Source organism: Klebsiella sp. 10-1, assembly GCF_009758445.1.
GTDB lineage: Bacteria > Pseudomonadota > Gammaproteobacteria > Enterobacterales > Enterobacteriaceae > Klebsiella > Klebsiella scottii.
In genome coordinates, this window is sequence record NZ_WQRE01000005.1 from 97397 (window position 1) to 122406 (window position 25010).

General features: G+C 60.5%; 23 protein-coding genes and 2 pseudogenes. 11 read left to right on the plus strand and 14 right to left on the minus strand.

All coding sequences use genetic code 11. The features are described from left to right. Position 1: 1 nt before the first annotated feature. Entirely contained in the window at positions 2–316 is a 315-nt protein-coding gene (locus tag GO007_RS18595; RefSeq protein WP_041143294.1) for a PTS sugar transporter subunit IIB, read from the minus strand. Positions 317–610: 294 nt separating this feature from the next. Here GO007_RS18595 and GO007_RS18600 point away from each other — a divergent pair, with 294 nt between their 5' ends. After that, positions 611–1552 carry a LacI family DNA-binding transcriptional regulator gene (locus GO007_RS18600; protein WP_095102504.1) on the plus strand — a complete coding sequence of 314 codons (942 nt, stop codon included), beginning with the start codon at positions 611–613 and terminating at the stop codon, positions 1550–1552. A 120-nt stretch (positions 1553–1672) separates the two neighbouring features. Here the strand turns inward: GO007_RS18600 and GO007_RS18605 are convergent, their stop codons facing one another. From GO007_RS18605 to GO007_RS18640, 8 genes are all read right to left on the minus strand, one after another. Continuing rightward, positions 1673–1963 carry a YicS family protein gene (locus GO007_RS18605; RefSeq protein ID WP_095102506.1) on the minus strand — a complete coding sequence of 97 codons (291 nt, stop codon included), beginning with the start codon at positions 1961–1963 and terminating at the stop codon, positions 1673–1675. Between the two features lie 100 nt (positions 1964–2063). Further along, a complete protein-coding gene (locus tag GO007_RS18610; protein ID WP_189339893.1) occupies positions 2064–2966 on the minus strand; it encodes a carboxylate/amino acid/amine transporter in 903 nt (300 codons plus the stop codon). Between the two features lie 146 nt (positions 2967–3112). Continuing rightward, a complete protein-coding gene (gene murP / locus GO007_RS18615; RefSeq protein WP_095102509.1) occupies positions 3113–4546 on the minus strand; it encodes a PTS N-acetylmuramic acid transporter subunit IIBC in 1434 nt (477 codons plus the stop codon). A gap of 6 nt (positions 4547–4552) precedes the next feature. Then, on the minus strand, positions 4553–5473 hold the full coding sequence (murQ, locus tag GO007_RS18620) for an N-acetylmuramic acid 6-phosphate etherase (protein ID WP_095102512.1): 921 nt from the start codon (positions 5471–5473) through the stop codon (positions 4553–4555). 163 nt (positions 5474–5636) lie between these two features. Beyond that, the gene (locus GO007_RS18625) at positions 5637–6800 is read right to left on the minus strand and encodes a multidrug effflux MFS transporter (protein ID WP_095102515.1); all 1164 of its coding nucleotides are present in this window, start codon (positions 6798–6800) and stop codon (positions 5637–5639) included. Positions 6801–6848: 48 nt separating this feature from the next. Then, positions 6849–8213: an efflux transporter outer membrane subunit gene (locus tag GO007_RS18630; RefSeq protein ID WP_095102519.1), complete on the minus strand. Its 1365-nt coding sequence runs from the start codon at positions 8211–8213 to the stop codon at positions 6849–6851. A 3-nt stretch (positions 8214–8216) separates the two neighbouring features. Continuing rightward, the gene (locus GO007_RS18635) at positions 8217–11324 is read right to left on the minus strand and encodes an efflux RND transporter permease subunit (protein WP_095102522.1); all 3108 of its coding nucleotides are present in this window, start codon (positions 11322–11324) and stop codon (positions 8217–8219) included. After that, positions 11324–12448, minus strand: coding sequence for an efflux RND transporter periplasmic adaptor subunit (locus GO007_RS18640; protein ID WP_095102527.1), 1125 nt, complete (start codon positions 12446–12448; stop codon positions 11324–11326). The genes GO007_RS18635 and GO007_RS18640 overlap by 1 nt, the downstream gene beginning before the upstream one ends. Before the next feature lie 377 nt (positions 12449–12825). Here GO007_RS18640 and GO007_RS18645 point away from each other — a divergent pair, with 377 nt between their 5' ends. After that, positions 12826–13242, plus strand: a complete 417-nt coding sequence (locus GO007_RS18645; protein WP_095102529.1) for a GNAT family N-acetyltransferase — start codon at positions 12826–12828, stop codon at positions 13240–13242. A 20-nt stretch (positions 13243–13262) separates the two neighbouring features. Here the strand turns inward: GO007_RS18645 and GO007_RS18650 are convergent, their stop codons facing one another. Further along, positions 13263–13910 carry a TetR/AcrR family transcriptional regulator gene (locus GO007_RS18650; RefSeq protein WP_095102531.1) on the minus strand — a complete coding sequence of 216 codons (648 nt, stop codon included), beginning with the start codon at positions 13908–13910 and terminating at the stop codon, positions 13263–13265. An 80-nt stretch (positions 13911–13990) separates the two neighbouring features. On the opposite strand from GO007_RS18650, the gene GO007_RS18655 reads away from it, so the two are divergent. After that, complete coding sequence (locus GO007_RS18655) at positions 13991–15484, plus strand: MDR family MFS transporter (RefSeq protein ID WP_095102534.1); 1494 nt, start codon at positions 13991–13993, stop codon at positions 15482–15484. Here the strand turns inward: GO007_RS18655 and GO007_RS18660 are convergent. Further along, complete coding sequence (locus tag GO007_RS18660; protein ID WP_095102536.1) at positions 15481–16395, minus strand: LysR substrate-binding domain-containing protein; 915 nt, start codon at positions 16393–16395, stop codon at positions 15481–15483. The two genes, GO007_RS18655 and GO007_RS18660, sit on opposite strands and share 4 nt — an antisense overlap. 102 nt (positions 16396–16497) lie before the next feature. On the opposite strand from GO007_RS18660, the pseudogene GO007_RS18665 reads away from it, so the two are divergent. Together GO007_RS18665 and GO007_RS18670 are read left to right on the plus strand one after the other, a co-directional pair. Continuing rightward, a pseudogene (locus tag GO007_RS18665) lies at positions 16498–17128 on the plus strand (pyridoxamine 5'-phosphate oxidase family protein). After that, on the plus strand, positions 17121–17591 hold the full coding sequence (locus GO007_RS18670) for a nuclear transport factor 2 family protein (RefSeq protein ID WP_095102539.1): 471 nt from the start codon (positions 17121–17123) through the stop codon (positions 17589–17591). The pseudogene GO007_RS18665 and the gene GO007_RS18670 overlap by 8 nt, the downstream one beginning before the upstream one ends. 20 nt (positions 17592–17611) lie before the next feature. Here GO007_RS18670 and GO007_RS18675 read toward each other — a convergent pair. Then, positions 17612–17677, minus strand: a pseudogene (locus GO007_RS18675) (carboxymuconolactone decarboxylase family protein); the annotation flags it as partial. Positions 17678–17792: 115 nt separating this feature from the next. Between GO007_RS18675 and GO007_RS18680 the strand changes: the two are divergent. The 4 genes from GO007_RS18680 to GO007_RS18695 all read left to right on the plus strand — a co-directional run bounded on the left by GO007_RS18680 (position 17793) and on the right by GO007_RS18695 (position 21404). Further along, positions 17793–18566 carry an isocitrate lyase/PEP mutase family protein gene (locus tag GO007_RS18680; RefSeq protein ID WP_095102543.1) on the plus strand — a complete coding sequence of 258 codons (774 nt, stop codon included), beginning with the start codon at positions 17793–17795 and terminating at the stop codon, positions 18564–18566. Beyond that, positions 18553–19602, plus strand: a complete 1050-nt coding sequence (locus tag GO007_RS18685; protein ID WP_095102546.1) for a bifunctional transcriptional activator/DNA repair enzyme AdaA — start codon at positions 18553–18555, stop codon at positions 19600–19602. Before GO007_RS18680 ends, GO007_RS18685 begins: the two co-directional genes overlap by 14 nt. A gap of 107 nt (positions 19603–19709) precedes the next feature. Further along, a complete protein-coding gene (gene nlpA, locus GO007_RS18690; RefSeq protein WP_095102549.1) occupies positions 19710–20519 on the plus strand; it encodes a lipoprotein NlpA in 810 nt (269 codons plus the stop codon). A 24-nt stretch (positions 20520–20543) separates the two neighbouring features. Further along, positions 20544–21404 (plus strand): DMT family transporter, encoded by an 861-nt coding sequence (locus tag GO007_RS18695; protein ID WP_095102554.1) that lies wholly within the window; start codon positions 20544–20546, stop codon positions 21402–21404. On the opposite strand, the gene GO007_RS18700 is transcribed toward GO007_RS18695, so the two are convergent. Further along, positions 21396–21950, minus strand: a complete 555-nt coding sequence (locus GO007_RS18700; RefSeq protein WP_095102557.1) for an NUDIX hydrolase — start codon at positions 21948–21950, stop codon at positions 21396–21398. The genes GO007_RS18695 and GO007_RS18700 overlap by 9 nt on opposite strands. A gap of 169 nt (positions 21951–22119) precedes the next feature. On the opposite strand from GO007_RS18700, the gene GO007_RS18705 reads away from it, so the two are divergent. Together GO007_RS18705 and GO007_RS18710 are read left to right on the plus strand one after the other, a co-directional pair. Next, entirely contained in the window at positions 22120–22899 is a 780-nt protein-coding gene (locus GO007_RS18705; RefSeq protein ID WP_095102560.1) for an MBL fold metallo-hydrolase, read from the plus strand. A 26-nt stretch (positions 22900–22925) separates the two neighbouring features. Then, positions 22926–23879, plus strand: coding sequence for a GlxA family transcriptional regulator (locus GO007_RS18710; RefSeq protein WP_095102562.1), 954 nt, complete (start codon positions 22926–22928; stop codon positions 23877–23879). Here the strand turns inward: GO007_RS18710 and GO007_RS18715 are convergent. After that, positions 23876–24925, minus strand: a complete 1050-nt coding sequence (locus tag GO007_RS18715; RefSeq protein WP_095102565.1) for an NAD(P)-dependent alcohol dehydrogenase — start codon at positions 24923–24925, stop codon at positions 23876–23878. The genes GO007_RS18710 and GO007_RS18715 overlap by 4 nt on opposite strands. Positions 24926–25010 lie beyond the last annotated feature (85 nt).

Here is a 25010-nt window from a genome sequence, read left to right on the forward strand (position 1 = left end):
CTTAATGCGCCGCTGCTATCAGCGACAGAGCATAATCCAGGACGTTATCTCCCCGCTGCATTCCGTAGTCCATAGCGTTTATCGGCTGGACCGGAATATTCAGGGAAGCGGCTTTCTCAGATAATGTTTTCAGCATGTATTTTACCTGGGGCCCGAGCAGCACCACCTGGTATTGCGGAAACTGCATGTCAAATTCGGAAACGCCGTAGGCGTCTATCTGCACCGGCAGGTTACGTTCCTTCGCCTCATCGACCATCTTCCTGACCAGCAGACTGGTGGACATCCCCGCAGAGCAGCACAGCATAATCTTGTACATCGGCACTCATCCTCAAAATGTAAAAAGTTATTGCGTGGATGATTTGATATCAGACGGAAACCGGTTTCCATTTATAAAAAACAGAACTGTGATAACCGTCAAGAACTAACGGGGTAAGGGCTGATTAATTAGATTTTGCTCACATAATTCCGTGGTTTCTGCGATGATTTTCCATGAAACGGAAAATCGGTTTCCAAATAAAAAAGGAAACGGATATACTGCCGTTGGTTACTATTGAAGCGATTCAGGTTTTAAGATTTACAGGGATCGGCCCGACCCTGTCAGGGGAGAATGATGTCTACAATCAACGATGTATCACGGCTGGCTGGCGTCTCTAAGGCCACGGTTTCACGCGTATTGAGCGGTTCTCGCGGAGTCAAAGAGGCCAGTCGTCAGGCGGTACTGCAGGCGGCTGAAGAACTCAATTACCGGCCAAATATGATTGCCCAATCATTGTTCAGCCAGAGCACGGGCTGCATCGGGGTGATTTGCGCGCAGGATAATATCAACCAAACCACCAGCTATCTGTATGCCCTGGAAAAACAGCTCAGCCAGCATCAAAAGCATCTCCTGCTGCGCTTTGCGAACACCCGCGACGGGGTGATGAACTCGCTCGAAGAGCTCAGCTGCGGCCTGTGCGACGATATCCTGATTATCGGCGCCCGCTTTCCATTGAATATCGACAGGCCGGACGTGGCGCTGATTGACTGCCTCGAGAGCGAAGGGGCAAACAGCATTCAGTTTGACCACGCCTTTGCCGCGGAAACCGCCTGTAACTATTTGATTAGCCAAGGTCGACGCCAGATTGCGCTTATCCATCCCGAGGGGAGCGGCTTTGCCGATCAGGTGCTGCTGGGCTACAAGCATGCGCTGGAGAAAAACTTCCTGCCGTTTAATCGTAACCTGGTGTTCCTCGACAGCACTTCGCCTTCGGTGGCGGTGCAGGAGCTGGTGAGCAACGCGACGACGTTGAATTTCAATGCGCTGCTGGTTGCGGATGAGCAGCAGGCGCAGCGGGTTGTCCCGCAGCTGCAGGCGTTCAGTCGCGCGGTGCCGGAAAAGGTGATGGTTTTTAGCCTGGCGGGATCGTTACAGCTGCCCGGTATTCCGACCATACCGGCGATTGAGTATTCGATGGATGTGATGGCGATGCGGATCGTCAACTGGCTGACGGAAAAGACGCAAATGCTCGGTGGCAGCATGCTGCGTGGGGATCTTATTATTCCGAAAATCTGAGGTGGCCTGCGCGCGGGCGCATAAAGCGGCGATTAACACCAAAAATACCTGCCAGTGGCGTAACTGACAGGTATTTTTATTTGCGCGGCGGGCGGCCTGCTGGCCGCGTCGCGAGCGCGATCACTGTGCCGGACAGGTAATCTTGTCGATAGCCGCCCGGTAGTTTTTCTGGTTATTACGCTCTTTTGCCAGGGTCGCCTCGCGGACGTAGGTTTGATTCTCTTTTGAGGCGAGCACCTGATTGGCAAAGTCGTTATCGCTAAGGGTTGCCGCCGGGCTGCATTTTTCCTTCACCGCTTTTAATACCCGCTGCTTTTGCTGCTCGAACTGCAGGCTTTGTAGCGGCGATTCGGCCCGCGCGGCCGTGGCGCTGAGGGCGCTGACCAGGCACAACATCCAACACGCTTTCATGGCGCTTCTCCTTAAAGGGTGATACCAAACTATATGCATAGCGTGGAAAACACGCAAATCATCCAGACTTTAAATTGTTTAAAATCAGTAGATTGCTTTTCTATGCCGCCCGAACCCGCCGCCGTGAATCCACGGCTATCAGCACGACCGATGACAGGATCAGCAGCGTGCCGAGCCAGTCCGGCAGCGTAAAGGTGATGCCCAGCAGCAGCAGCGAGAGCAGGGCGCTGCTCAGCGGCTCGGCGCAGCTGAGAATGCCCGCTTTCGCGCCGCCAATCATCTGCGCGCCGTTCAGATAAAGGCTGAAGGTCAGCGAAGTGCCGATCACCACCAGATAGAAGAAGGCCAGCAGCAGGCGGCCGTTGACCACAAAGTTGCTGCCCTGACCGCCGTAGAACGGCAGCAGCATCGCCCCGCCGAGCAGCATGCTCCAGCCGACGATCGGCAGGGTGCCGTAGCGGGCGATAAGCGTTGACGGATAGGTGGTGTAGAAGGCGGCGGCAAAGGCCGAAGCCACCCCCCAGAATAGCGCCGCGGGTGAAATGGACAGCGTTGTCGGATTGCCGTGGGTCACCAGCAGAAATGTGCCGACCAGCGAAGTGCCGATTGCCGCCAGCACCAGCGGGCGAGGGCGCGTTTTGCGGGCCAGCGCGAACCAGGCGACGATAATCGTCGGCGACAGGAACTGCAGCACCGTCGCGGTAGCGGCGTTTGATTTTTCGATGGTCATCAGGAAGGTGTACTGTACGGTCAGCGCCCCAAACAGCGAGAAAATCAGCAGGCTGATGGCATCCTTGCGGTTCTGCAGGACGCGGAAAATTTTATCGCCGTGGACGAAAGAGAGCATCAGCAGAATCAGGCCGGCGAACAGCAGGCGCGTCATGGTCAGAAACGGCGATGACATCTGGCTTTGTTGCATAATGTACTGCGCGCAGACGCCGGAACTACCCCATAGCACGGCGGCTATGAGTACATTTAGCATCCCTTTTTTACTGGAGCCCATCTTTCCCTCAGGTGGTATATCGCGAAAAGGGAATCATAGCATGGGCGCGTTCGGACGGCGGGGAAGGAAATGGTAGTCGCCGTCCGCATAAGCGCGGCGCAGATCGGGGAACGGCCGGCCAGGCGCCCCCTGACCAGCGCTGCGCCTTAACTCAAATCGACGTTTTTACTGCCGAACAGCCAGGTTAGCGCAAAGCCGCACAGCCAGGACACGACCAGTCCCGCCGCGTAGACCGCCATCCCGGCGTAAATTCCGCTGCCGGAGGTCATCAGCGGCAGCGCCACCACGCCGGACGGACCGAAGACCGTATTCAGCCCTATCGGCAGGCCCAGCCACGCGATCAGGCCGAGGAAGAAGCCGCCGCAGGCGCCGCCCATGCAGGCGGTGATAAACGGCTTCATTCGCGGCAGGGTGACGCCATAAATCAGCGGTTCGCCGATGCCGAGAAAGCCGGGGATAATCGCCCCTTTGATCTGGGTGCGCAGCAGCGAGCCGTGCTTCGCCCGCCAGTACAGGGCCAGCGCCGCGCCCACCTGTCCGGCGCCGGCCATCGCCAGAATCGGGAACAGCGAGTTAAAGCCCTGCGCATCCACCAGCGCGAAATAGACCGGGACAAAGCCCTGATGGACGCCAAACATCACCGCCAGCAGGAATAGCCCCGCCAGCACCGCCGAACCGAATGGGTTACCGTTGAGGTGCAGGAACAGCCACGACATTCCGGTAAACAGCCAGCCGCCAATCGGCATGATCACCGTAAAGGTGACCGCGCCCATAATCAGCAGCGTGACCGCCGAGGTAAGGATCATATCAAGGTTGGCCGGCATGATACGCCGCACCTGTTTTTCCACCCATGCGCCGATAATCGAGGCGATCAGGACGCCGATAATATTGCCGCGCGGGTCGATGCCGTGGCCGAAGAAGGTGGTGATCCCGGCGTAAAATCCGCTGGTCGCTTCCGGGTTGTAGCCGAGGACGAACAGCGAGGCGATAATCGCCCCGTTGACCCCGGAGCCGCCAAACGCCTTCTGGGCGTTATAGCCGATTAAGATACTCAGGAAGGTAAACATCCCTTTGCTGAAGATCTTCATATAGCCGATCAGCGCCACCAGGCTGGCGTTAGGGTGGGCACTCTCCAGGACGAAGATTTGCTCTGCCAGGGTAGCGAAGCCGAGCAGCAGGCCGACGGCGATAAAGCCGGGGATCAGCGGCGTAAAAATAGTGGCGAATTTGGCGAGAAACTTCTGCACCCCGCTGGTTTGCTTGCTCTTCAGCGCCTGTTTCTTCTCGGCGGCGGCATCGGCCAGCGACGGGGCGCCCTGCGGCGCATCCTCCAGCATGGCGTTCATCATTTCCGCCGCGGTTTGCGCTTTTCCCGGGCCAAGTACGACCTGGAACTGCTCATCGCTGACGATAACCCCCATGACGCCTTCAACCTGACGAATCGCGGCGCTATCGGCCAGCGCTTCGTCACGCAGCGTCAGGCGCAGGCGGGTCATACAGTTACCCGCCTGCGCCACGTTTCCGGCTCCGCCGACGTGGGCAAGGATCCGCGCTATCATCTCTTTATTTATTTTTGCCATTGCAGGTTACCTGTCTGTTGGCGCCCAGGCGTTGCCCAGCGCTTTGCGGATATAGCCGCTATTTTTGGCCAGCAGCGACTGCGCTTCTTCGGCGCTAAGATCGGCAAGCACCATCACAATGGCCGTTTTGCAGTGACGACCGCAGGCGTCCAGCGCGCGCTGGGCGGCGGGGCGATCGCAATCGGTCGCTTCCATAACGATGGAGACCTGACGCTCGATAAGCTTCGCGTTGGTGGCCTCAACGTCAACCATCAGGTTGCTGTAAACCTTCCCGACGCGGATCATTGCCCCGGTCGAAATCATATTCAGCACCAGCTTTTGCGCGGTGCCGGCTTTCAGGCGGGTCGAACCGGTCACTACTTCCGGGCCGACGACCGGAGTGATGGCGACGTCCGCCAGCCGGGCCATCTCGCCGTGCGGATTGCAGCTGACGATGGCGACAAACGCGTTCTGGCTATGGGCATACTCCATCGCGCTGATGACGTACGGCGTCCGCCCGCTGGCGGCGAGGCCAACCAGCACGTCGCGGTTGCTGAAATTGAGGTTCTGCAGGTCCATTGCGCCCTGCGCTTTATTGTCTTCGACGTTTTCCACCGCGCTAAGAATGGCCTTATGCCCGCCGGCGATAATCCCTACGACCTGCTCCGGACGCGTGCCGAAGGTTGGCGGACATTCGCTGGCGTCGAGGATCCCCAGACGACCGGAGGTGCCTGCACCGATGTAAATCAGGCGCCCGCCCGCCTGCAGCGCCGCGGCGACCTTGTCGACAACCTGAGCGATCTGCGGCAAATAGGGGGTAATTGCCTCGGCCACCAGCCGATCTTCCTGGTTAATCACCGTCAGCATCTCAACGGTAGACAGGGTGTCAATATTGGCGCTATTCGCGTTGCGCCGCTCGGTCAGCAGTTTGCTCAGGTCGATACTCATAACAAAACCTCATTATTCACAATGGCAGGTATTCTAAGGAATTAATTATTCCATTCATGTGAAGGTTATCACGATTAGCGTACGGCAGATAATAAGATATTTGTAGGTATGGCGGGGGATTGTGCGGTAATAAAACTGGAATATTTTATTACCGCAGGGTGGGCTAGCGTACCGCTGCGGGTTTTTTCAGGCTCAACAGCAGGGCCAGAGAATAGCTTATCGCCATTGCCAGGCTCATTTTCAGCATGGTTTCACCGCCGAGTCCGGCGAGCGGAGCGGCGATGCCGCCAAAGACGAACATCAGCGTACCTAACAGCGCGGACGCGGTGCCCGACTGTCCGGCATCAACGGCATTCATCGCTTCGGCCCCGGCCACGGTGCTGATGCCGCTCATAAACGACACGGTGAAAAACAGGCCGATCAGCGCCGGCAGCGGCAGCCGCAGCCAGGCGAACAGCAGCATGCCGGCGGCGCACAGCACCGCCAGCATCAGCCCGGTGCGCAGCAGGGACTCTGCCGAAAAGCGGCGCGTCAGGCGGGAGAAGATAAGCGCGGCAATAATCAGCCCGATCCCGTTCAGGCCGAACAGCAGGCTGAACTGCATGGCGCTCATGGCAAATTCGCTCTGCATCACGAAGGACGACGAGCCGATATAGGAGAACAGGCCGGCCATCATAAAGGCCTGAATCAGGCAGTAGCGCATAAAGCGGCGATTTTTCAGCACCGACGTGCCGCCCGCTTTACGCGAGGTAGCGGCGCTTTTCGGCGGCAGGGTTTCGTGCAGGATCGCCAGGCTTAACAGCAGCAGTACGCCGCCGATCGCCGCCATCGCCCAGAACAGCACGCGCCAGTCGAAGGCGGTGATAATGTAGCCGCCAAGCACCGGCGACAGAACCGGAGCAATGCCGTTGACGGTCATCAGCAGGGCAAAGAACTGGGTCAGCAGCGCGCCCTGATAGCGATCGCGGGCAATCGAGCGCGACAGCACCGAGCCGCCCGCGCCGGCGAAGCCCTGCAAAAAGCGCCATACAATCAGCAGATGGATATCCTGCGTCAGGGCGCACATGACCGAGGAGATGATAAACAGCAGCAGCGAGAGAATCAGCGGCTTGCGGCGGCCGATGCGGTCGCTTAGCGGGCCAAAAAACAGCTGGCCGAGACCCAACCCGAGCAGCGCGGCGGTCAGCGAGAGCTGGGTTTGCGTGCTGGTCGCATTCAGCTGACGGGTGATATCCGGCAGCGCCGGCAGATAGAAGTCGGTACAGAGCGGGCCGATGCCCGAGAGCAGCCCGAGAATAATGACCCATGAAAGAGAAATACGCGGCATATCAGGTCCTTATGAGGATGCCGGGCGCGGCGGCCCGGCTTGAGCAGATCAGCTGGCACCGCCTCCCAGCGATTGCCAGAGCGTAATGCGGTTTTGCAGATCGGTTTGCTGCAGGGAAATCAGCGTGGCCTGCACCGACCACAGCGTACGCTGAGCGGTAAGCACCGACAGATAGTTGCCGATCCCTGCCTGATAGCTGCGGGTGGCGATATCCAGCGATTTCTGCTCGGCGGCGACGTACTGCTGCTGGGCATCCAGCTGCTCGCCCAGCGTTTCCCGGCGCGCCAGCGCGTCGGCGACATCTTTGAAAGCGCTCTGAATACTTTTCTCGTAGGTGGCGATCAGCCCCTTTTTCTCCGCTTCGGCATAGCGAAGCTGCGCCAGGTTGCTGCCGCCGGTAAACAGCGGCAGGCTGATTGATGGCGCGAACGACCACACCTGCATCCCGTGACTGAACAGCGAAGAGAGCGAATCGCTGCCGACCCCGGCGCTGGCGGTTAGCGAAATGCTCGGGAAGAAGTTGGCGCGCGCGGCGCCGATATCGGCGTTGGCGCTCTTGAGGTTATGCTCCGCCTCCTGAATATCCGGGCGGCGCAGCAGGACCGACGAAGAGACGCCGGCGGGGATCAGGGCGATGCTGTTGTCGCTGAGGCTTTGCAGCGTGCCGGGCAGCAGGCTCTCAGGGACGGTTTCACCGGCCAGCAGGTTGAGCGCGTTTTTATCCTGCGCGACCTGGGTACGATAGCTGGCGACGCTGGCGCGCGCCTGCTGGTAGACGCCTTCTGCATCGCTCAGATCGCTGGCCGAAGCGGTACCGACCGCCATCTGGCGGGCGACGATTTTGCGCGAGTTTTCGGCGCTGGCCATCGTTTCTTCGGCCAGCGCCAGGCTGCTGTTATCCGCCGCGAGGGTGATCCAGGCGGTGGTCAGGTCGGCGATCATCGTCAGACGCGTATTCTGGGCGGTGAATTCGCTGGCGAGCCAGGTTTCCCGCGCCGCGCGCGTCAGGCTCTGGTTCTTGCCGAACAGGTCCAGCTCGAAGCTGGAGACCGTACCGTCGGCCTCCGATGATGAGGTGAGGCCGCTGGCCACCGTTTTGCTGCGGGTATGGCTCAGCTCGGCGTCAACGGTGGGGAACAACGCCGCGCGGGTTTCGCCAAACTGGGCGCGCGCGGCCTCGATATCGGCCAGCGCTTTTTGCACATCGCGGTTGCTGTTCAGCGCGATGGTCACCACTTTTTTGAGCCGCGCGTCGTTCACCACCTGCTGCCACTGGCTGACGACCGTCGTCGCTTCGCCGTGGGCGCCGGGCAGCGTGGAGGGGACCGGCGCCGCCGGGCGCTCATAGTGTGGGTCAAGCGAGACGCAGCCTGCGCTCAGGAGCGCGATAAAAACGAAAGTAAAACGAAACATAACCTACTCCTGAGAAGGACGCTGGCGGGTGAAGAACCGTTTCACCAGCACAAAGAACAGGGGAACGAAGAAGACAGCCAGCAGCGTGGCGGTCAGCGTGCCGCCGATGATCCCGCTGCCGATCGCCACGCGGCTGTTGGCCCCCGCGCCGGTCGCCACCGCCAGCGGCAGCACCCCGGCGATAAACGCCAGTGAAGTCATCACGATAGGGCGCAAACGGGTTTGCGCGGCGCGTATGGCCGCCCGCGAAAGCGAATAGCCTTCATCCACCGCCGATTCGGCAAACTCAACGATCAGAATGGCGTTCTTCGACGACAGGCCGATGGTGGTCAACAGCGCAACCTGGAAGTAGACGTCGTTATTCAGATCGCGTAGCCAGGCCGCCAGCGCCGCGCCGAGCAGGCCGAGCGGGATAACCATGATCACCGAGAACGGCACCGACCAGCTCTCATACAGCGCCGCGAGGCACAGGAACACCACCAGAATTGAGATGGCGTACAGGCTCATGGCCTGGCCGCTGGCCAGTTTTTCCTGCAGCGACATGCCGCTCCATGCCCAGGTGGTGCCCGCCGGCAGGCTGTTGGCCAGGGCTTCCATCTTGTCCATCGCCGCGCCGGAGCTGAAGCCGGCGGCGTTTTCGCCCTGGATTTCAAATGCGGCGGAACCGTTGTAGCGCACCAGGCTTTCCGGACCGTACTGCCAGCGCGTGGTGGCGAAGGCGGAGAACGGCGTCATGCCGTCATCGCTGCCGCGCACGAACCATTTCCCGAGATCGGCGGGGACGGCGCGAGAATCGCTATCGCCCTGGATATAGACCTTTTTCACCCGCCCGCGATCGATAAAGTCGTTGACGTAGGTGCCGCCCCAGGCGCTGGAGAGGGTGTCGGTGACGTCGCTCAACGATAGCCCCAGCGCCACCGCTTTGTTGTTGTCGATATCCACCTGCAGCTGCGGCATCTGCGGCAGGTCGTTGGCGCGCACCGACTGCAGCTGCGGGCTCTGATTGGCCGCCGCCAGCAGCTGGCTGCGCATTTTCATCAGGCTGTCGCGATCGGTGCCGCCGCTGGCCAGCAGCTCAAAGGTAAAGCCGTTGCTCTGCCCGAGGCCGTCCACCGAAGGGGGCGTCATCGCAAACAGCGAGGCGTCGCGGATGCTGCCGAGCTCTTTGGTGGCGCGCAGGGCAATGGCCTGCGCGGTATTGGCTTCGCCCTTGCGCTGGGACCAGTTTTTCAACGACACAAAAGCCATCCCGGCGTTCTGTCCGCTGCCGCTGAAGCTGAAACCGTCGACGGTAAAGATAGCGCTGGTATTGGCCTTCTCTTTGGTCAGGAACCAGTCGGTTACCTGGCGGCGAACCTCGGCGGTGCGCACGGCGGTCGCGCCTGCCGGCAGGGTGTACTGAACCATGATTTCGCCCTGGTCCTCCGCCGGCAGGAAGCTGCCCGGCAGCTTCCACATCGCCAGCGCCATGACGGCGCAAATCAAGGCGAAGGCGCCCATCATCGTCGCCGAACGGCGCAGGCCGCCCAGCACGCGGTGTTGATAGCCCTGTTCCGTGCGCCCCCACAGGCGGTTGAACGCCCCGAAGAAGCCGGTGGTATGGGGCTTCGAGTGGCTAAGCAGCGCGCCGCACAGCGCCGGGGTTAAGGTCAGCGCCACCACCACGGAGAGCATCATCGCCGAGATGATGGTGACCGAGAACTGGCGATAGATAACGCCGGTTGAGCCGCCGAAGAAGGCCATCGGCAGGAACACCGCCGACAGCACCAGGGCAATGGCGATCAGCGCCCCGGAAATTTCGCCCATCGACTTCTCGGTGGCTTCACGGGCGGACAGCCCCTCATCGCGCATAATTCGCTCGACGTTTTCCACCACCACGATGGCGTCATCCACCAGCAGGCCGATCGCCAGCACCATCGCAAACAGCGTCAGGGTATTGATGGAGTAGCCAAACAGCGCCAGCACGCCGAAGGTGCCAAGCAGCACTACCGGAACCGCCACCGCCGGGATCAGCGTAGCGCGGAAGTTCTGCAGGAACAGATACATCACGCAGACCACCAGCGCGATGGCTTCAAACAGCGTTTGAATCACATCCTCAACCGATATTTTAATAAACTCGGTGCTGTCCTTCGGATAGGCGATATCGTAGCCCTGCGGCATCTGGCGCTGATACTCGGCAATCTTATCCTTCACGCGCGTCGCGGTATCCAGCGCGTTGGCGCCCGGCGCCATCATGACGGCGATGCCGGCGGCAGGGTGGCCGTTGAGGTTCGCCGAAGCGGTGTAATCTTCGCTGCCCATTTCAACCCGGGCGACGTCGCTCAGGCGGACGACCGAGCCGTCGCTCTTGCTCTTCACAATGATGTTTTTGAACTGATCGACGGTTTGCAGGCGCGACTGAGCGCGCACGGTGGCGGTAAGCTGCTGGGCGTTAGAGGACGGCAGCGCGCCGATTTTACCCGCCGAGATCTGCACGTTCTGCGCTTCGATTGCCGTTTCGACATCGGAAGGCATCAGCGCATAGGAGGCCAGCTTTGTCGGGTCCATCCAGATGCGCATCGCATATTCAGCGCCAAATACCTGCAGGCTGCCGACGCCTTCGACGCGCGCCAGCGGGTCCTGCATGTTACTCACCAGCCAGTCGGCGATATCGGAGCTGGTGGCCTTGTCGGTTTTATCGTACACCGCGAGGATCAGCAGGAAGCTGCTCTGCGATTTCACCACCGTCACGCCGGACTGCTGCACTTCGCTGGGCAGCCGCGATTCGGCCTGCTGGACCTTGTTTTGCACCTGCACCTGCGCGGTGTCCGGATCGGTCCCTTGCTCAAAGGTCACGTTAATGCTGACCGAGCCGTCGGAGCTGCTGGTGGAGCTGAAGTAGAGCAGGTTATCCAGCCCGGTAAGCTGTTGTTCGATAACCTGGGTCACGCTGTTTTCCAGGGTTTCGGCAGAGGCGCCGGTGTAGGTGGCGGAAATTTTCACCGACGGCGGGGCGACGTCCGGGTACTGGGCGACCGGCAGCGTGCGGATGGCGAGGATCCCGGCGAGCATAATCAGGATGGCGATGACCCAAGCGAACACCGGGCGCCGGACGAAGAAGCGGGAGAACATCAGGCGTTGCCTCCGCTGTTTTTCATTTCAACGGCTTTGACCTGCTGACCGGCGGCAACCTTGCTGGTTCCTTCAACGATCAGCCTGTCTCCGCTCTTCAGGCCGCTCTCTACCAGCCATTTATCGCCGTAGGCTTCGCCGGTTTCGACGTCACGCTGGGCGACTTTGCCGTTGGCGTCGACCACCAGCGCGGTGGCGTTACCTTTGGCGTCGCGGGTGATGCCCTGCTGCGGGGCGAGGATCGCATCGTCCATCACGCCTTCATCGACGCGGGCGCGTACGAACATTCCCGGCAGCAGGACGTGCTGCGGGTTGGGGAACACCGCCCGCAGCGTGACCGAGCCGGTTGATTCGTCCACCGCCACTTCGGTCAGCGCCAGGCGGCCCTTCTCGCTATAGGTGCTGCCGTCTTCGAGGCTCAGGGTGACGCTAAGGGTATCGGCGTTGGTTGCCAGCGTTTGCTGGCGTAAGCGCAGCAGATCAACGCTCGATCGCGTGAGATCGACGTAAATCGTCTCCAGCCCGCGGATCGTCGCCAGGGCCGTATCCTGATCGGCAGAGACCAGCGCTCCTGGGGTTACGGAGGAGATGCCAATCCGTCCGGCAATCGGTGCGCTGACGGTGGTCCAGTTCAGGTTGATGCGGGCGCTCTCCAGCGCGGCTTTTTTCGACTCGACGCTGGCCTTGTCCTGGTTACAGGTAGACTGCGCGTCATCGGCATCCTGCAGCGAAACGCCGTTGTCTTTTACCAGCTGCGTATAGCGCCGGGCTTTCTGGCAGTCGGCAACCGTCAGCGATTGCGCCTGTTTCAGGGCGGCTGCGGCTTCGTTATAGGCGGCGCGATAGCTGGCCGGGTCAATTTGATACAGCGCCTGTCCCGCTTTCACCATGTCGCCTTCGGTAAACAGGCGCTTTTGAACGATCCCGCCCACCTGCGGGCGCACTTCGGCGCTGAGCGACGCGGTGGTGCGGCCGGTCAGTTCGCTGATAACGGAAACGGACTGACCTTTCAGGGTGACAACGCCGACTTCCGGCGTCATTTGCGGCGGGGCAGATGTTTGCGAATTATCGCATCCGGCCACCAGAAATAATGCTATTGCGATGGGTATGATGGTGTATTTCATTATATTTTCTCAGGATAAACGACGTCCGCCCCGCTAATTAAATAGTGAGGTGATGGGTTGGGCGCTGAGGCATCTTCGGGTAAACGAAAATGACAAAAAAGGAACTCAGGCGTTCCTGTATGTTGTTATTCGACGATGGCCGGCGGAGCGGTCATTCTTTGGCTTCTCTGCGGCAGAGATGGCTTCCCTCCTGGCCTTTCTGGTGAGAATGATCATTCTCATTTTTGCTCATTATACGTCTCAACCGGGTAATGAAAAGGTTTTTTTGTCTAAATTTGAATCGTGAAAATTAAGGCAAAAAATAATGGAGGAAATAAGAATTTTTTGTGAAAGTAAGAACCAATAATACTCTTACATAATTTAATCTGGAGGCATTAATGACTTTAATAATGACAACCAGCATTAATCCCGCGGATCGTGATGAGCTGCTGGCGGGTCTACGGGAATACAATCTGCGCTACCTGGACCCGACGCAGTTTGGTGAACTGGGGATCTATCTCCGCGATCGGGCGGGGGAGATGCAGGGCGGTCTGATCGCCAAAAGAAAGGCGAACTGGCTGTGTATTGAGTACCTGTGGGTCAGCGAAGCCTCGCGCGGTAGCGGGCTGGGCGGCGAGCTGATGCGTGCGGCGGAAAAGCAGGCGCGCGAAGAGGGGTGTAACCACGTGCTGGTGGACACCTTCAGCTTCCAGGCCCTGCCGTTTTATCAAAAACAGGGCTACCGGCTGCAGATGTCGCTGCCTGATTTCCCGCACCCTGGCATGGAACGTCATTATCTCTCGAAGGCGCTATAAGGCCGCCACCGACGCGGATATTAGCCGCCAATCCCCTGCTGGATCATCGCCAGCGCGTGGCTGACGATGGTTTCCCGGGATATCGCTTTTAGCCGCGCGTCGGTGCGAATGCGCGAATAGGGCACCAGCACCAGGCTAATCAGGCTGGTGAACAGCAGCTCCGGCGACAGGGCCGGGTTGAGTTTTCCCTCCTGCTGCCAGCGGCTTATGGTCTCCAGCATCCGGTGATACTTATCGTCGCCAAAGCGGGCGTGCATATGCTGGCGCAGCACCGGCATTTCGCCAATCATCTCCTGCATCCACAGCGGCGCAAACCAGTCGTTTTGTTCCGCCAGCACGGCGAGAGTTTCAATCAGCAGGGTAAACGCGGTCAGCGGATCTTGCGGATGGTCGATAAAAATCTTGCTGATATCGCTGCGCAGCGGCATAAAGCGCTCTTCCAGCAGCTGGTCGACTAATATCTCCCGCGAGTCGAAATAGTAATGCAGCATCGCCGGCGTGACCCCGGCCTCTTTAGCGATGGCGTTCAGCGACGTCCGGGCGATGCCCTGGCGGGCAAACAGCGCCAGCGCGATATCCATCAGCTGTTCACGGTTAGCGGTGCCCGGTTTTTTGCCGCGCGGACGGCCCGGACGGCGAGGCGTATCATTGTCTTTTTGTGCCGTCATTTCTTCACTGTCTCTTGACCAGATTCATCATTTCCCTAAATATTAATTATGCATTTAATTAATTTCAAGAGAGTGTTGCTATGACATCTGAAATCGCCGCTCAGCCGGCGCCGTCGATCCGCCTGCTGTTCAGCGCGCTCCTGCTGGTTATGCTGCTGTCGGCGCTGGACCAGACCATCGTATCGACCGCGCTGCCGACCATCGTCGGCGAACTCGGCGGGCTGGATAAGCTCTCGTGGGTGGTCACGGCCTATATCCTGAGCTCAACCATCGTGGTGCCGCTGTACGGTAAATTCGGCGATCTGTTCGGGCGAAAAATCGTGCTCCAGGTGGCGATTGTTCTGTTCCTCGTCGGCTCCGCGCTGTGTGGCCTGGCGCAGAATATGACGCAGCTGGTGCTGATGCGCGCGCTGCAGGGGCTGGGCGGCGGCGGACTGATGGTGATCAGCATGGCGGCGGTCGCCGATGTGATCCCTCCGGCAAACCGCGGTCGCTACCAGGGGCTATTCGGCGGAGTGTTTGGCCTGGCGACGGTCATCGGGCCGCTTATCGGCGGTTTTCTGGTACAGCACGCCTCCTGGCGCTGGATTTTTTATATCAACCTGCCTCTGGGGCTGTTTGCCCTGCTGGTTATTGGCGCGGTGTTCCACAGCAGCAATAAGCGCAGCGCGCACCAGATCGACTGGCTGGGGGCGTTTTACCTGAGCATGGCGCTGGTGTGCATTATCCTCTTTACCACCGAAGGCGGCAGCGTACGGGCGTGGAATGACCCGCAGCTGTGGTGCATTTTGGCCTTTGGCGTGGTGGGGATGATTGGCTTTATTTATGAGGAACGGGTGGCCGTTGAGCCGATTATTCCGCTCTCGCTGTTCCGTAACCGCAGCTTTCTGCTGTGCAGCATGATTGGTTTTGTTATCGGGATGGCGCTATTTGGCTCGGTGACTTTCCTGCCGCTCTATCTGCAGGTGGTGAAGGCGGCGACCCCGACCGAAGCCGGGCTGCAGCTGATCCCGCTGATGGGCGGCCTGCTGCTGACGTCGATCGTCAGCGGGCGCATTATCAGCCGCACCGGTAAATACCGCCTGTTCCCGATCCTCGGCACCCTGCTGGGCGTGGCGGGGATGGTGCTGCTGACCCGCATTACGATCCATTCGCCGATGTGGCAGCTGTATCTGTTTACCGGCGTGCTGGGGGCGGGCCTGGGGCTGGTGATGCAGGTGCTGGTGCTGGCGGTGCAGAACGCGATGCCGGCCCAGATGTACGGCGTGGCTACCTCGGGCGTGACGCTGTTTCGCTCGATTGGCGGATCGATCGGCGTGGCGCTGTTCGGCGCCGTCTTTACCCACGTGCTGCAAAATAACCTGCAGCGCCTGCTGCCGGAAGGCGCCGAGCTGCCCAGGGCGCTCAACCCGGAGGCGGTACAGAATCTGCCGACGGCGATCCGCCTTGATTATCTCGACGCCTTCGGCGCGGCCATTCACGCCGCCTTCCTGATGGCCGCCGGCATTATGGCCGTAGCCTTCGTGCTTTCATGGCTGCTGAAAGAGGTGCCGCTGAAAAAGGCGGCAAGCTAGGCGGTTCCGGCGATGCGCAGCAGCGCCCGGCGCAGCGCCGGCGCGGCGAAGCTGAGGAACTTGCGCAGCTTGAGCGGGGCCAGATCCCGGCTGGTATACAGCAGGTGCACCGGCGTCGGCTCGGGTTCGACCGATTCCAGAATGAGCTGCAGCTCGCCGCGGGTCAGGCCGTCGATGGCCTGATAGTGCAGCAGCCGCGCCACGCCGACCCCGAGCCGGGCGGCGTCAGCGGCGCTTTCCGGGGTGGTGACCGACAGCACGGCGCGCAGGGTTACCAGCCGATCAGCCGCTTCGGCGGCGCGAAACCGCCAGCCGCTATAGGGCATCGGCGATTCAATACTAATAATCGGCAGCCCGGCCAGCTCGCGGGGGCGCTGCGGCACGCCGTGCTTTGCCAGCAGCAGCGGCTGGGCGCAGGTAACAATGCGCATCTCCCCGAGGCGGGTAGCCACCATACCGCTATCCGGCAGAGTGCCGATGCGCACCGCCAGATCGACGTGGTCGTCTATCAGGTCAACGTTACGGTCGCTGAGCAGCAAACGAACGTTAATTTGCGGGTAGCGGGCGAGAAAATCGCTCACCACCGGCAAAACGTGCACCCGACCGAACATCGTCGGCGCGGCGATCACCAGCTCGCCCTTGGGCTGCAGATACTCGCCCGCCGCCTGCCGCTCGGCGTTCTCCACCTCTTCCAGGATCCGCCGCGCGGCAGCGACATACTCCACGCCGGCATCGGTTAGCGTAAGCCGGCGGGTGGTGCGGGTCAGCAGGCGCGCGCCGAGCGCGCTTTCCAGCTCGGCAATGTTGCGGCTGACGGTGGTCAGCGGCGTGTTCAGCGCGCGTGCCGCCGCCGACATACTGCCCAGTTCGGTAACCTTCACCAGCAGCGCCATCGCGCTTAATCGGTCCATTATTATCCCGCTCTACGGAAAGATGATTGCCAGATCTCCAGTATTATCATTTGTCACAGTAGAGTCCATGCTGTGGGCAGTGATACGAGATGCGGAGGATCTATGGCCGGTGACTTTCTTGGTATTGCCATCACCCCGGATGTGATGGATGTCCAGCATGAAATGGGCAGCGACGGGCTGTGGCAATCGCCCCACGGCCACCGTCAGGCGAACCGCTTTACCGCCAGCGAGGAAGCGATGATTACCACCCGGGACAGCTTTTATCTGGCGACGGTTTCGCAAACCGGCTGGCCCTATATCCAGCATCGCGGCGGGCCGCCAGGCTTTCTGCATCTGCTGGATGAGACGACCCTGGCAATGGCTGATTTTAGCGGCAACCGGCAGTACATCAGCACCGGCAACCTGCGGGGAAGCGCCAGGGCGTGCCTGTTTGATGGATTACCCGCGCCGTGCCAGGCTGAAAATCTACGCCACCGTTGAGGTGCTGGCGGCGGATGACGACCCCGCGCTGCTGGCCCGGGTTAAGCCGGAAAATTACCGCGGCAGCGTTGAGCGTATTTTTCGCTTTCATCTGCAGGCGTTCGACTGGAACTGCCCGCAGCATATTACGCCGCGCTATAGCGCTCAGCAGGTGGCGGAATATAGCCAGACGCTGCAGCAGCGTATTCACGACCTTGAGCAGGAGAATCAGCGCCTGCAGCAGTTAACCCGCACAGGAGAAGATCATGACTGAACAACGCCCGCCTCTGCCGCCGTTTACCCGCGAAAGCGCGGCGCAAAAAGTACGTGCCGCCGAAGACGGCTGGAACAGCTGCGATGCGCAGAAGGTGGCGCTGGCCTATACCCCCGATAGCGAATGGCGCAACCGCAGCGAGTTTGTGCACGGGCGCGCGGAAATCGTCGGCTTCCTGCAGCGCAAGTGGCGCAAAGAGCAGGAGTATCGGCTGATTAAGGAGCTGTGGGCGTGGAGCGATAACCGCATTGCGGTGCGCTTTGCCTACGAGTGGCATGACGACAGCGGCAACTGGTTCCGCTCGTACGGCAATGAAAACTGGGAGTTTGATGAGCACGGCCTGATGCGCACGCGCTACGCCTGCATCAACGATCTGCCGATCGCCGAAAACGAACGCCTGTTTCACTGGCCCCAAGGCCGCCGCCCTGATGACCATCCGGGGCTTAGCTCTCTGGGGCTGTAAAGCAGGCGTTAACTTACGGGTTAATCGGCTTGCGGGAAATCGACAACTGTATCGTTAACCCGGTTCACCATGTTGGTGAACAGAATGGTGTCCGGCGAGTGGTGACGCCGGTTCAGGAGAAAATAGTCGTCCGGTTTTCGGTTGTCGTCTTTAGGGCAGAAGCCCCAGAATCCTGCGCATAACAACAAAACCGGAGGACATATGGATTTCGCACAACAACATCACCAGGCCACGCCGGTGCTGCTGGCTAACGTCTGGGATGTCCCCAGCGCCAGAGCAGCTGCTGCAGCGGGCTATTCGGCTCTGGGCACTTCCAGCACCGCGATTGCCAACACCTTTGGCTATAACGATGGTGAAGAGCTCTCGTTTGCTGAGCTGCTCTTGCTCGTCACGCGTATCCGCGAGCAGGTTGCGCTGCCGCTGAGCGTGGATATGGAGTTCGGGTATGGCGCCAGCGTCGCAGAGGTGGTAGATAATCTGCACGCGCTGGCGCAAACCGGCGTGGCAGGCGTTAATCTCGAGGACAGCCTGGTGGCCGACGGTGAGCGGCGCCTGGTGGATGCTGAAACCTATGCCCACCGCCTGCGGGCGGTCAAAACCGGACTGGAGCAGGCGGGCGTCGCGTTGTTTCTTAATATTCGTACCGATCCGTTTTTGCTTAACCGACCGCAGGCGCTGGCTGAGACGGTTGCCCGAGGTCAGCTGTATGCGCGAAATGGGGCTGACGGCCTGTTTGTCCCTTGTGTTACCGAGGCGGCGGATATTGCGGCGATAGCGGCGGCGGTTGCTCTGCCGCTGAACGTCATGGCGCTGCCCGCGCTGCCCGATATTGACCAGCTGACTCGTCTCGGAGTGAAGCGGATTTCTATGGGCAACGCGCTGCATAGCGCCCTGCAGGGGTATCTGCGCTCTCTGCTACATAACGTGCGGCAGCAGCAATCGTTTAAAGGGGTATTCCGCAATGCAGGTGACTGATAAAGGGTTATGCGATACCTGGTATGAGGCGCTGGTGGCCCGCTCATCCCAATACGCCGGGCTTTTTTACGTCGGCGTGAAAACCACCGGCGTGTTCTGCATCGCCACCTGCCGCGCCCGCAAGCCAAAGCGGGAAAACGTGGAGTTTTATAGCGATTTTAAAGCCGCGCTCAGCGCCGGCTTTCGCCCGTGTAAGATTTGTCGGCCGACGGAAAACGCCAGCTCCGCGCCGCCGATGGTGGAGCAGGTGATGCAGCAGCTGCGCGCCGCGCCGAAGGTGCGGATCACCGATGACCAGCTGCGCCAGCAGCACATCAGCCCGGAGCGCATGCGGCGCTGGTTTAGCCAGAACTACGGCATGACCTTTCAGGCCTTCCAGCGGATGCTGCGGGTCAATACCGCCCTGCAGGAGCTACAGGGCGGGCGCAGCGCGACTGACGTGGCGTTTGACAGCGGCTACGATTCGCTCAGCGGCTTCGGCTATACCTGCAAAAAGCTCACCGGCCGGGCGCCGAGCAAAGCGGGGCGGGTGATCCTGATCCACCGCTTTACCACCCCCATCGGGCCGATGTTTGTTTGCGCCACCGAGCGCGGAGTTTGCCTGCTGGAGTTTGTCGACCGGCGGATGCTGGAAAGCGAATTTCGCGACCTTCAGCGCCTGCTGGCGGCCAATATTATTGCCGGGGAAAACGCCCATACGCGCCAGGCTGTGGCGGAGATTGGGGAGTACTTTGCCGGCCAGCGGCAGCGCTTCTCCCTGACTCTTGACGCGCCGGGCAGCGATTTTCAGCAGGCGGTCTGGCAACAGCTGCGGGCGGTACCTTACGGCACGACCGAACATTATCAAGGGCTTGCCGCGCTGATGGGCAACGCGGGGGCGGTGCGGGCGGTGGCCAACGCCAACGGCGCCAACCGGCTGGCGATTATTATTCCCTGCCACCGAATTATCGGCAAAGATGGCTCACTCACCGGCTACGGCGGCGGCCTGGCGCGCAAAGAGTGGCTGCTGGCCCATGAGGCTAAATTCAGCAGATGATTTTATTTCCTGTTGCTGCTTTTGATGTTTAAAAGCCGACCATAAAGCCGTTATAGTTTCGTACGAAAATAATAATGACTTTCTAATGGACTAACAGGGTGAAGATAATGAAATTGCGTTTACGGACAGCCGCCGCGGTGGTGCTGGCGGGCCTGCTGCTGGCGGGTTGCGATCGGCAAGACGGCGATGCAAAACACATTAAAGTCGGCGTTATTAACGGCGCCGAACAGGATGTGGCGGAAGTGGCGAAGAAGGTGGCGAAAGAGAAGTATGGCCTCGACGTTGAGCTGGTTGGTTTTAGCGGCTCCCTGCTGCCGAACGAATCGACGAACGCCGGGGATCTGGACGCCAACGTCTTCCAGCACCGGCCGTTCCTCGAACAGGATAATAAAGCCCACGGCTATCATCTGGTGGCGGTCGGCAACACCTTCGTGTTCCCGATGGCGGGCTACTCGCGCAAGATTAAATCGGTCGCTGACCTCAAGGACGGGGCGACCATCGCCATTCCTAACGATCCGACCAACCTCGGCCGCGCGCTGCTTCTGCTGCAGCAGCAGAAGCTGATTACCCTCAAAGAGGGCACCGGGCTGCTGCCGACAGCAATCGATATCACCGCCAACCCGCATAGCCTGAAAATTATGGAGCTGGAAGGCGCGCAGCTGCCGCGGGTGATCGACGATCCCAAGGTCGATGTGGCGATCATCAGCACCACCTATCTCCAGCAAACCGGGCTCTCTCCGGTGCGCGACGGCATTTTTATCGAGGATAAAAACTCGCCCTACGTTAACATCATCGTCACCCGCGAAGACAATAAAGATGCGCAGAACGTGAAGGAGTTCATGCAGTCTTATCAGTCGCCGGAAGTGGCGAAGGCGGCGGAGACGATCTTCAACGGCGGCGCGGTGCCGGGCTGGTAATGACTGACACTGGGAGAGGTGTATATGATTCGGCAACGTCAGGCGGATGTGCTGCTGGTCGCCGCCACGGTCATCGCCGCGTGCGGGTGGATATTTTCGCGTGAAGCCATCGCCGGGATGCCGGTTTTTGCCTTCCTCGGCCTGCGCTTCTTTTTCGCCGCGCTGCTGCTGCTGCCTTTCTGCCGCGGTTTTCGCGTAGAGAAACGGCAGTGGCCGCCGATACTCATCAGCGGCCTGTGGTTTGCGCTAAACCTGTGCCTGTGGATTTACGCGGTATCGACCACGCCGTCGCTGGGCGAGGGGGCGTTTATCATGAGCCTGTCGATGCTGTTTGTACCGCTGACCGCGTGGGCGATGATGAAAACGCGTCCGGCGCGCGCATACTGGGAGTGCCTGCCGCTGGCGATCGTTGGTCTTGGCCTGCTGAGCCTGCATATGCCGATTGCCTTCCACCCCAGCCAGGGCTGGTTTCTGCTTACCGCGCTGGTGCAGTCAATCTGGTTCTGCTACACCAGCCGCTGCGCCCGCGAGGTGCCGCTGATCCCGCTGACTGCCGTGCAGCTGGGGATCACCGGGCTGGTGGGGCTGGCGATCTCCGCGGCGGTTGAAAGCTGGGATCGGCCGTTTACCCTGCCCACTTTCGGCTGGCTGCTCGCCAGTATCGTTATCGCCACCAGCCTGCGCTTCGGCCTGCAGATGAAGGGGCAGAAGTACGCGGCGGTTGCCAGCGCGGCGATTATTATGGTGCTGGAACCGCTGCTGACGGTGATTGCCGCCGCCCTGTGGTATCACGAACAGCTGCCGCTGCAGAAGATTATCGGCGGCGTGCTGATCCTCGTTGCCCAGCTGTGGTTCCGCTGGCGCATGCTTAAGCCGCTACGCTAAACCACCGTGCTGCTGCGCCATCAGGTGCAGCAGCGGCACCAGCGATAGCCCGTCCGGCATCTCGCCGCGGGCGATCAGCTCCCGGATCTCTTCGAAGGTAAACCACCCCGTTTCCATCACCTCATCCTGATCGGCGTCCATTCCGACGTACTCCAGATCGCGGGCAAGCCAGGTGATGAACAGCTGGTCGCTGCTGCCGTAGGAGGGGTTATAGCGGATTATCTCTTCGGCGTTTTTGGCCTGCCAGCCGGTCTCCTCGCGCAGCTCACGCAGGGCGGCCGCGCGCGGCTCTTCGCCTTCATCGACGCCGCCTGACGGGATGGCCCACACCACCTGGTCAATCAGATAGCGGTAGTGGCGGATCAGCAGCACTTTATTATGCTGCATTGCCACAATGCCTACCGCCGGGCGCGGGTAGTGGATGGCGTAAAAGTCGCGGCGTTCGCTGGCGGTGATGTCGATAGCCACCTTGCGCATACTGAACCACGGGGTATGGGCAATCACTTCGGCGTCGTGCATATCGGCGGCGGTCAGTCTCTTTTTCATCGGGGCCACTTCTCCAGAAAATTGAGCGTTCAGCACAGCATAGCCGGTGGCGGCTGGCAAGCGGGGAAAGTTGGCCCAATCTCATCGATCATTGCCCGAATGCCCATATTGCGCCAGGCTTGTGGGACGTACGATGTTCGCCAGATTACCCCGAAGAGGAACGAGCATCATGAACATCACCCACATCCGTAACGCGACCCAACTTATTGAATACGCAGGTAAGAAATTCCTCATCGACCCGATGCTGGCGGATAAGGCCGCCTGGCCGGGATTTGCCGGCACCGCCCGCAGCGAGCTGCGTAACCCGCTGGTGGCGCTGCCTTTACCGCTCTCTGTCATTATTGATGTCGACGCCGTGATTGTGACCCATACCCATGAGGATCACTGGGACGAGGCGGCGATCGCCGCGATCCCCAAAGCGCTGCCGGTTTTTGTCCAGCATGAGGCTGATGCCCGGCTGATGCGGGGCCAGGGATTTAGCGATATTCGCCTGCTGTCTGAGAGCAGCGAATTTGCCGGCGTGAGCCTGCGGAAAACCACCTCCGGGCAGCACGGGAGCGATCGCACCTACGCCGTGCCGGCGATGGCGGAGCGCCTGGGCGAAGCCTGCGGCGTGGTGCTGCGTCATCCGCAGGAGAAAACGCTGTGGCTGGTGGGGGACACCATCTGGCGCGATGAAATCGAAGCCGACATGATCCGCCTGCGCCCCGACGTGGTGGTGCTGAATGCCGGATATGCCCACGTCATCGGCTTTGGGCCGATCATCATGGGCAAAGAAGACGTGCTGAAAACGCACTTTACCCTGCCGGAGGCGCAGATCGTCGTCGGCCATATGGAAGCGGTGAACCACTGCCTGCTGAGCCGCCGGGAGCTGAGTGAGTACGTGGCTGATAACCAGATTGCCGGGGTGGTCAGCATCCCGCAGGATGGGGAAAGCGTGGTATTTTAAGCTCCTGGCCGGGAGGGGAGGCAGCGATGAAATTAACCGACGTGGCGATTGTCGCGGTGGAAGGGTTTAGCCCGTTTCACTACTCCGTTCCCTGCATGCTGTTTGGCGACAGCGTGTCAGAAACCAAGCGTTTTAATCTCCATCTGTGCGCCGAGCGGCCGGGGCTGCTGGCCGCCCGCGACGGCTTCGCGCTCCACGCCCGGGATGATTTTACCGCCCTTGAGCGGGCGGATATTGTGGTGGTGCCCTACTGGGGGGCGGTGAATCAGCGCCCGCCGCAGGCCCTGCTCGATAGCCTGGTGCGGGCGCGGGATAACGGCGCCGAAATAGTTGGTCTCTGCCTGGGGGCATTCGTGCTGGGCTACGCCGGGCTGCTGGACGGCAGGCGAGCGGCGACCCACTGGGAGTTTGAGCAGGATTTTCAGCGTCTTTTTCCGCAGGTGCGGCTGGATATCAACGCGTTGTACGTCGATGACCGGCGGATAATCACCTCGGCGGGCACCGCGGCGGCGCTCGACTGCTGCCTGTATATTATTCGCCAGCGCTTCGGCAGCCTGGCGGCCAACCAGATTGCCCGGCGGATGATCGTTCCGCCCCATCGCGAAGGCGGCCAGGCGCAGTTTATCGCCCAGCCGGTGCCGAAAAGCACCCGCGATGCGCGCATTAACTGCCTGCTTGAGTATCTCCAGCAGCATATTCACGAAGCGCATAATCTCGATTCGCTGGCGCAGGTGGTGGCGATGAGCCGCCGCACCCTGACCCGTCATTTTGCAAAGGCCACCGGGATGAGCATTGCCGACTGGCTCACCGCCGAGCGGCTGCGGCGCAGCCAGATCCTGCTCGAAGCGGGCGAGATGCCCGTTGAGCAGGTGGCGGAAATGGTCGGATTTCGCTCCGCCGTCACCTGGCGCCAGCAGTTTAAGTCCCGCTTCGGCGTCAGCCCGGCGGAGTGGCGGCGGACCTTTCGCCGCGGGGCTTAGCCGGCGAGGGTCGCGCTGTCGATCACGAAGCGATATTTGACGTCGCCTTTGACCATCCTTTCCCACGCTTCGTTGATCTGATCTCCGCGGATCAGCTCAATATCGGCGACGATGCCGTGTTCGGCGCAGAAATCGAGCATCTCCTGGGTTTCCGGGATCCCGCCAATCATCGACCCGGCAATCGACCGACGACGAAATATCAGGTTAAACACTTCCGGCGACGGGTGCGGAGTTGCCGGCGCGCCCACCAGGGTCAGGGTACCGTCGCGTTTAAGCAGCGTGGTGAAGGCATCGAGATTGTGTGGGGCCGCCACGGTGTTAAGAATAAAGTCGAAGCTTTTGACGTGCGCCGCCATCTCCGCCTCGTTGCGCGACACCACCACTTCGTCCGCTCCCAGCTCTTTGGCCGCGTCACGCTTGGATTCCGAGGTGGTAAAGGCCACCACGTGAGCGCCCATGGCGTGGGCCAACTTGATCCCCATGTGCCCCAGCCCGCCGATGCCGACGATGCCCACTTTTTTGCCCGGCCCGACGTTCCAGTGGCGCAGCGGCGAGTACGTGGTGATACCGGCGCACAGTAGCGGCGCTACGGCGGCCAACTGCTCCTGCGGGTGGCGCACGCGCAGCACGTAACGCTCGTGAACGACGATTTGCTGAGAGTAGCCGCCCAGCGTATGGCCGGGAGCATCCTGAGTGGGGCCGTTATAGGTGAGCACCATGTGGTCGCAGTAGTTTTCCAGTCCTTCCTCGCACTCTTCGCACTGCTTACAGCTGTCGACCATACAGCCGACGCCCACCAGGTCGCCCGCGGCATAGCCGGAGACGTGCTCGCCGACGGCGGTGACCCGGCCAACGATTTCATGCCCCGGCACGCAGGGGTAGATCGTCCCGGCCCATTCGGAGCGGGCCTGGTGCAGGTCGGAGTGACAGACGCCGCAGTAGTCGATGGCGATCTGCACATCGTGCGGCCCAGGCTCGCGGCGGGAGATGGCCATCGCGGCCAGCGGCTGGCTGGCGGAGTTAGTACCAATAGCGTTGATCTGCATAGCGAAACCTCTTCTGAATAAACGTGCTGAATAGGGCGGAGGGAGATGCGTGTTTTTTGCGCGGCAACGCTAAGCGTAGCCTGGC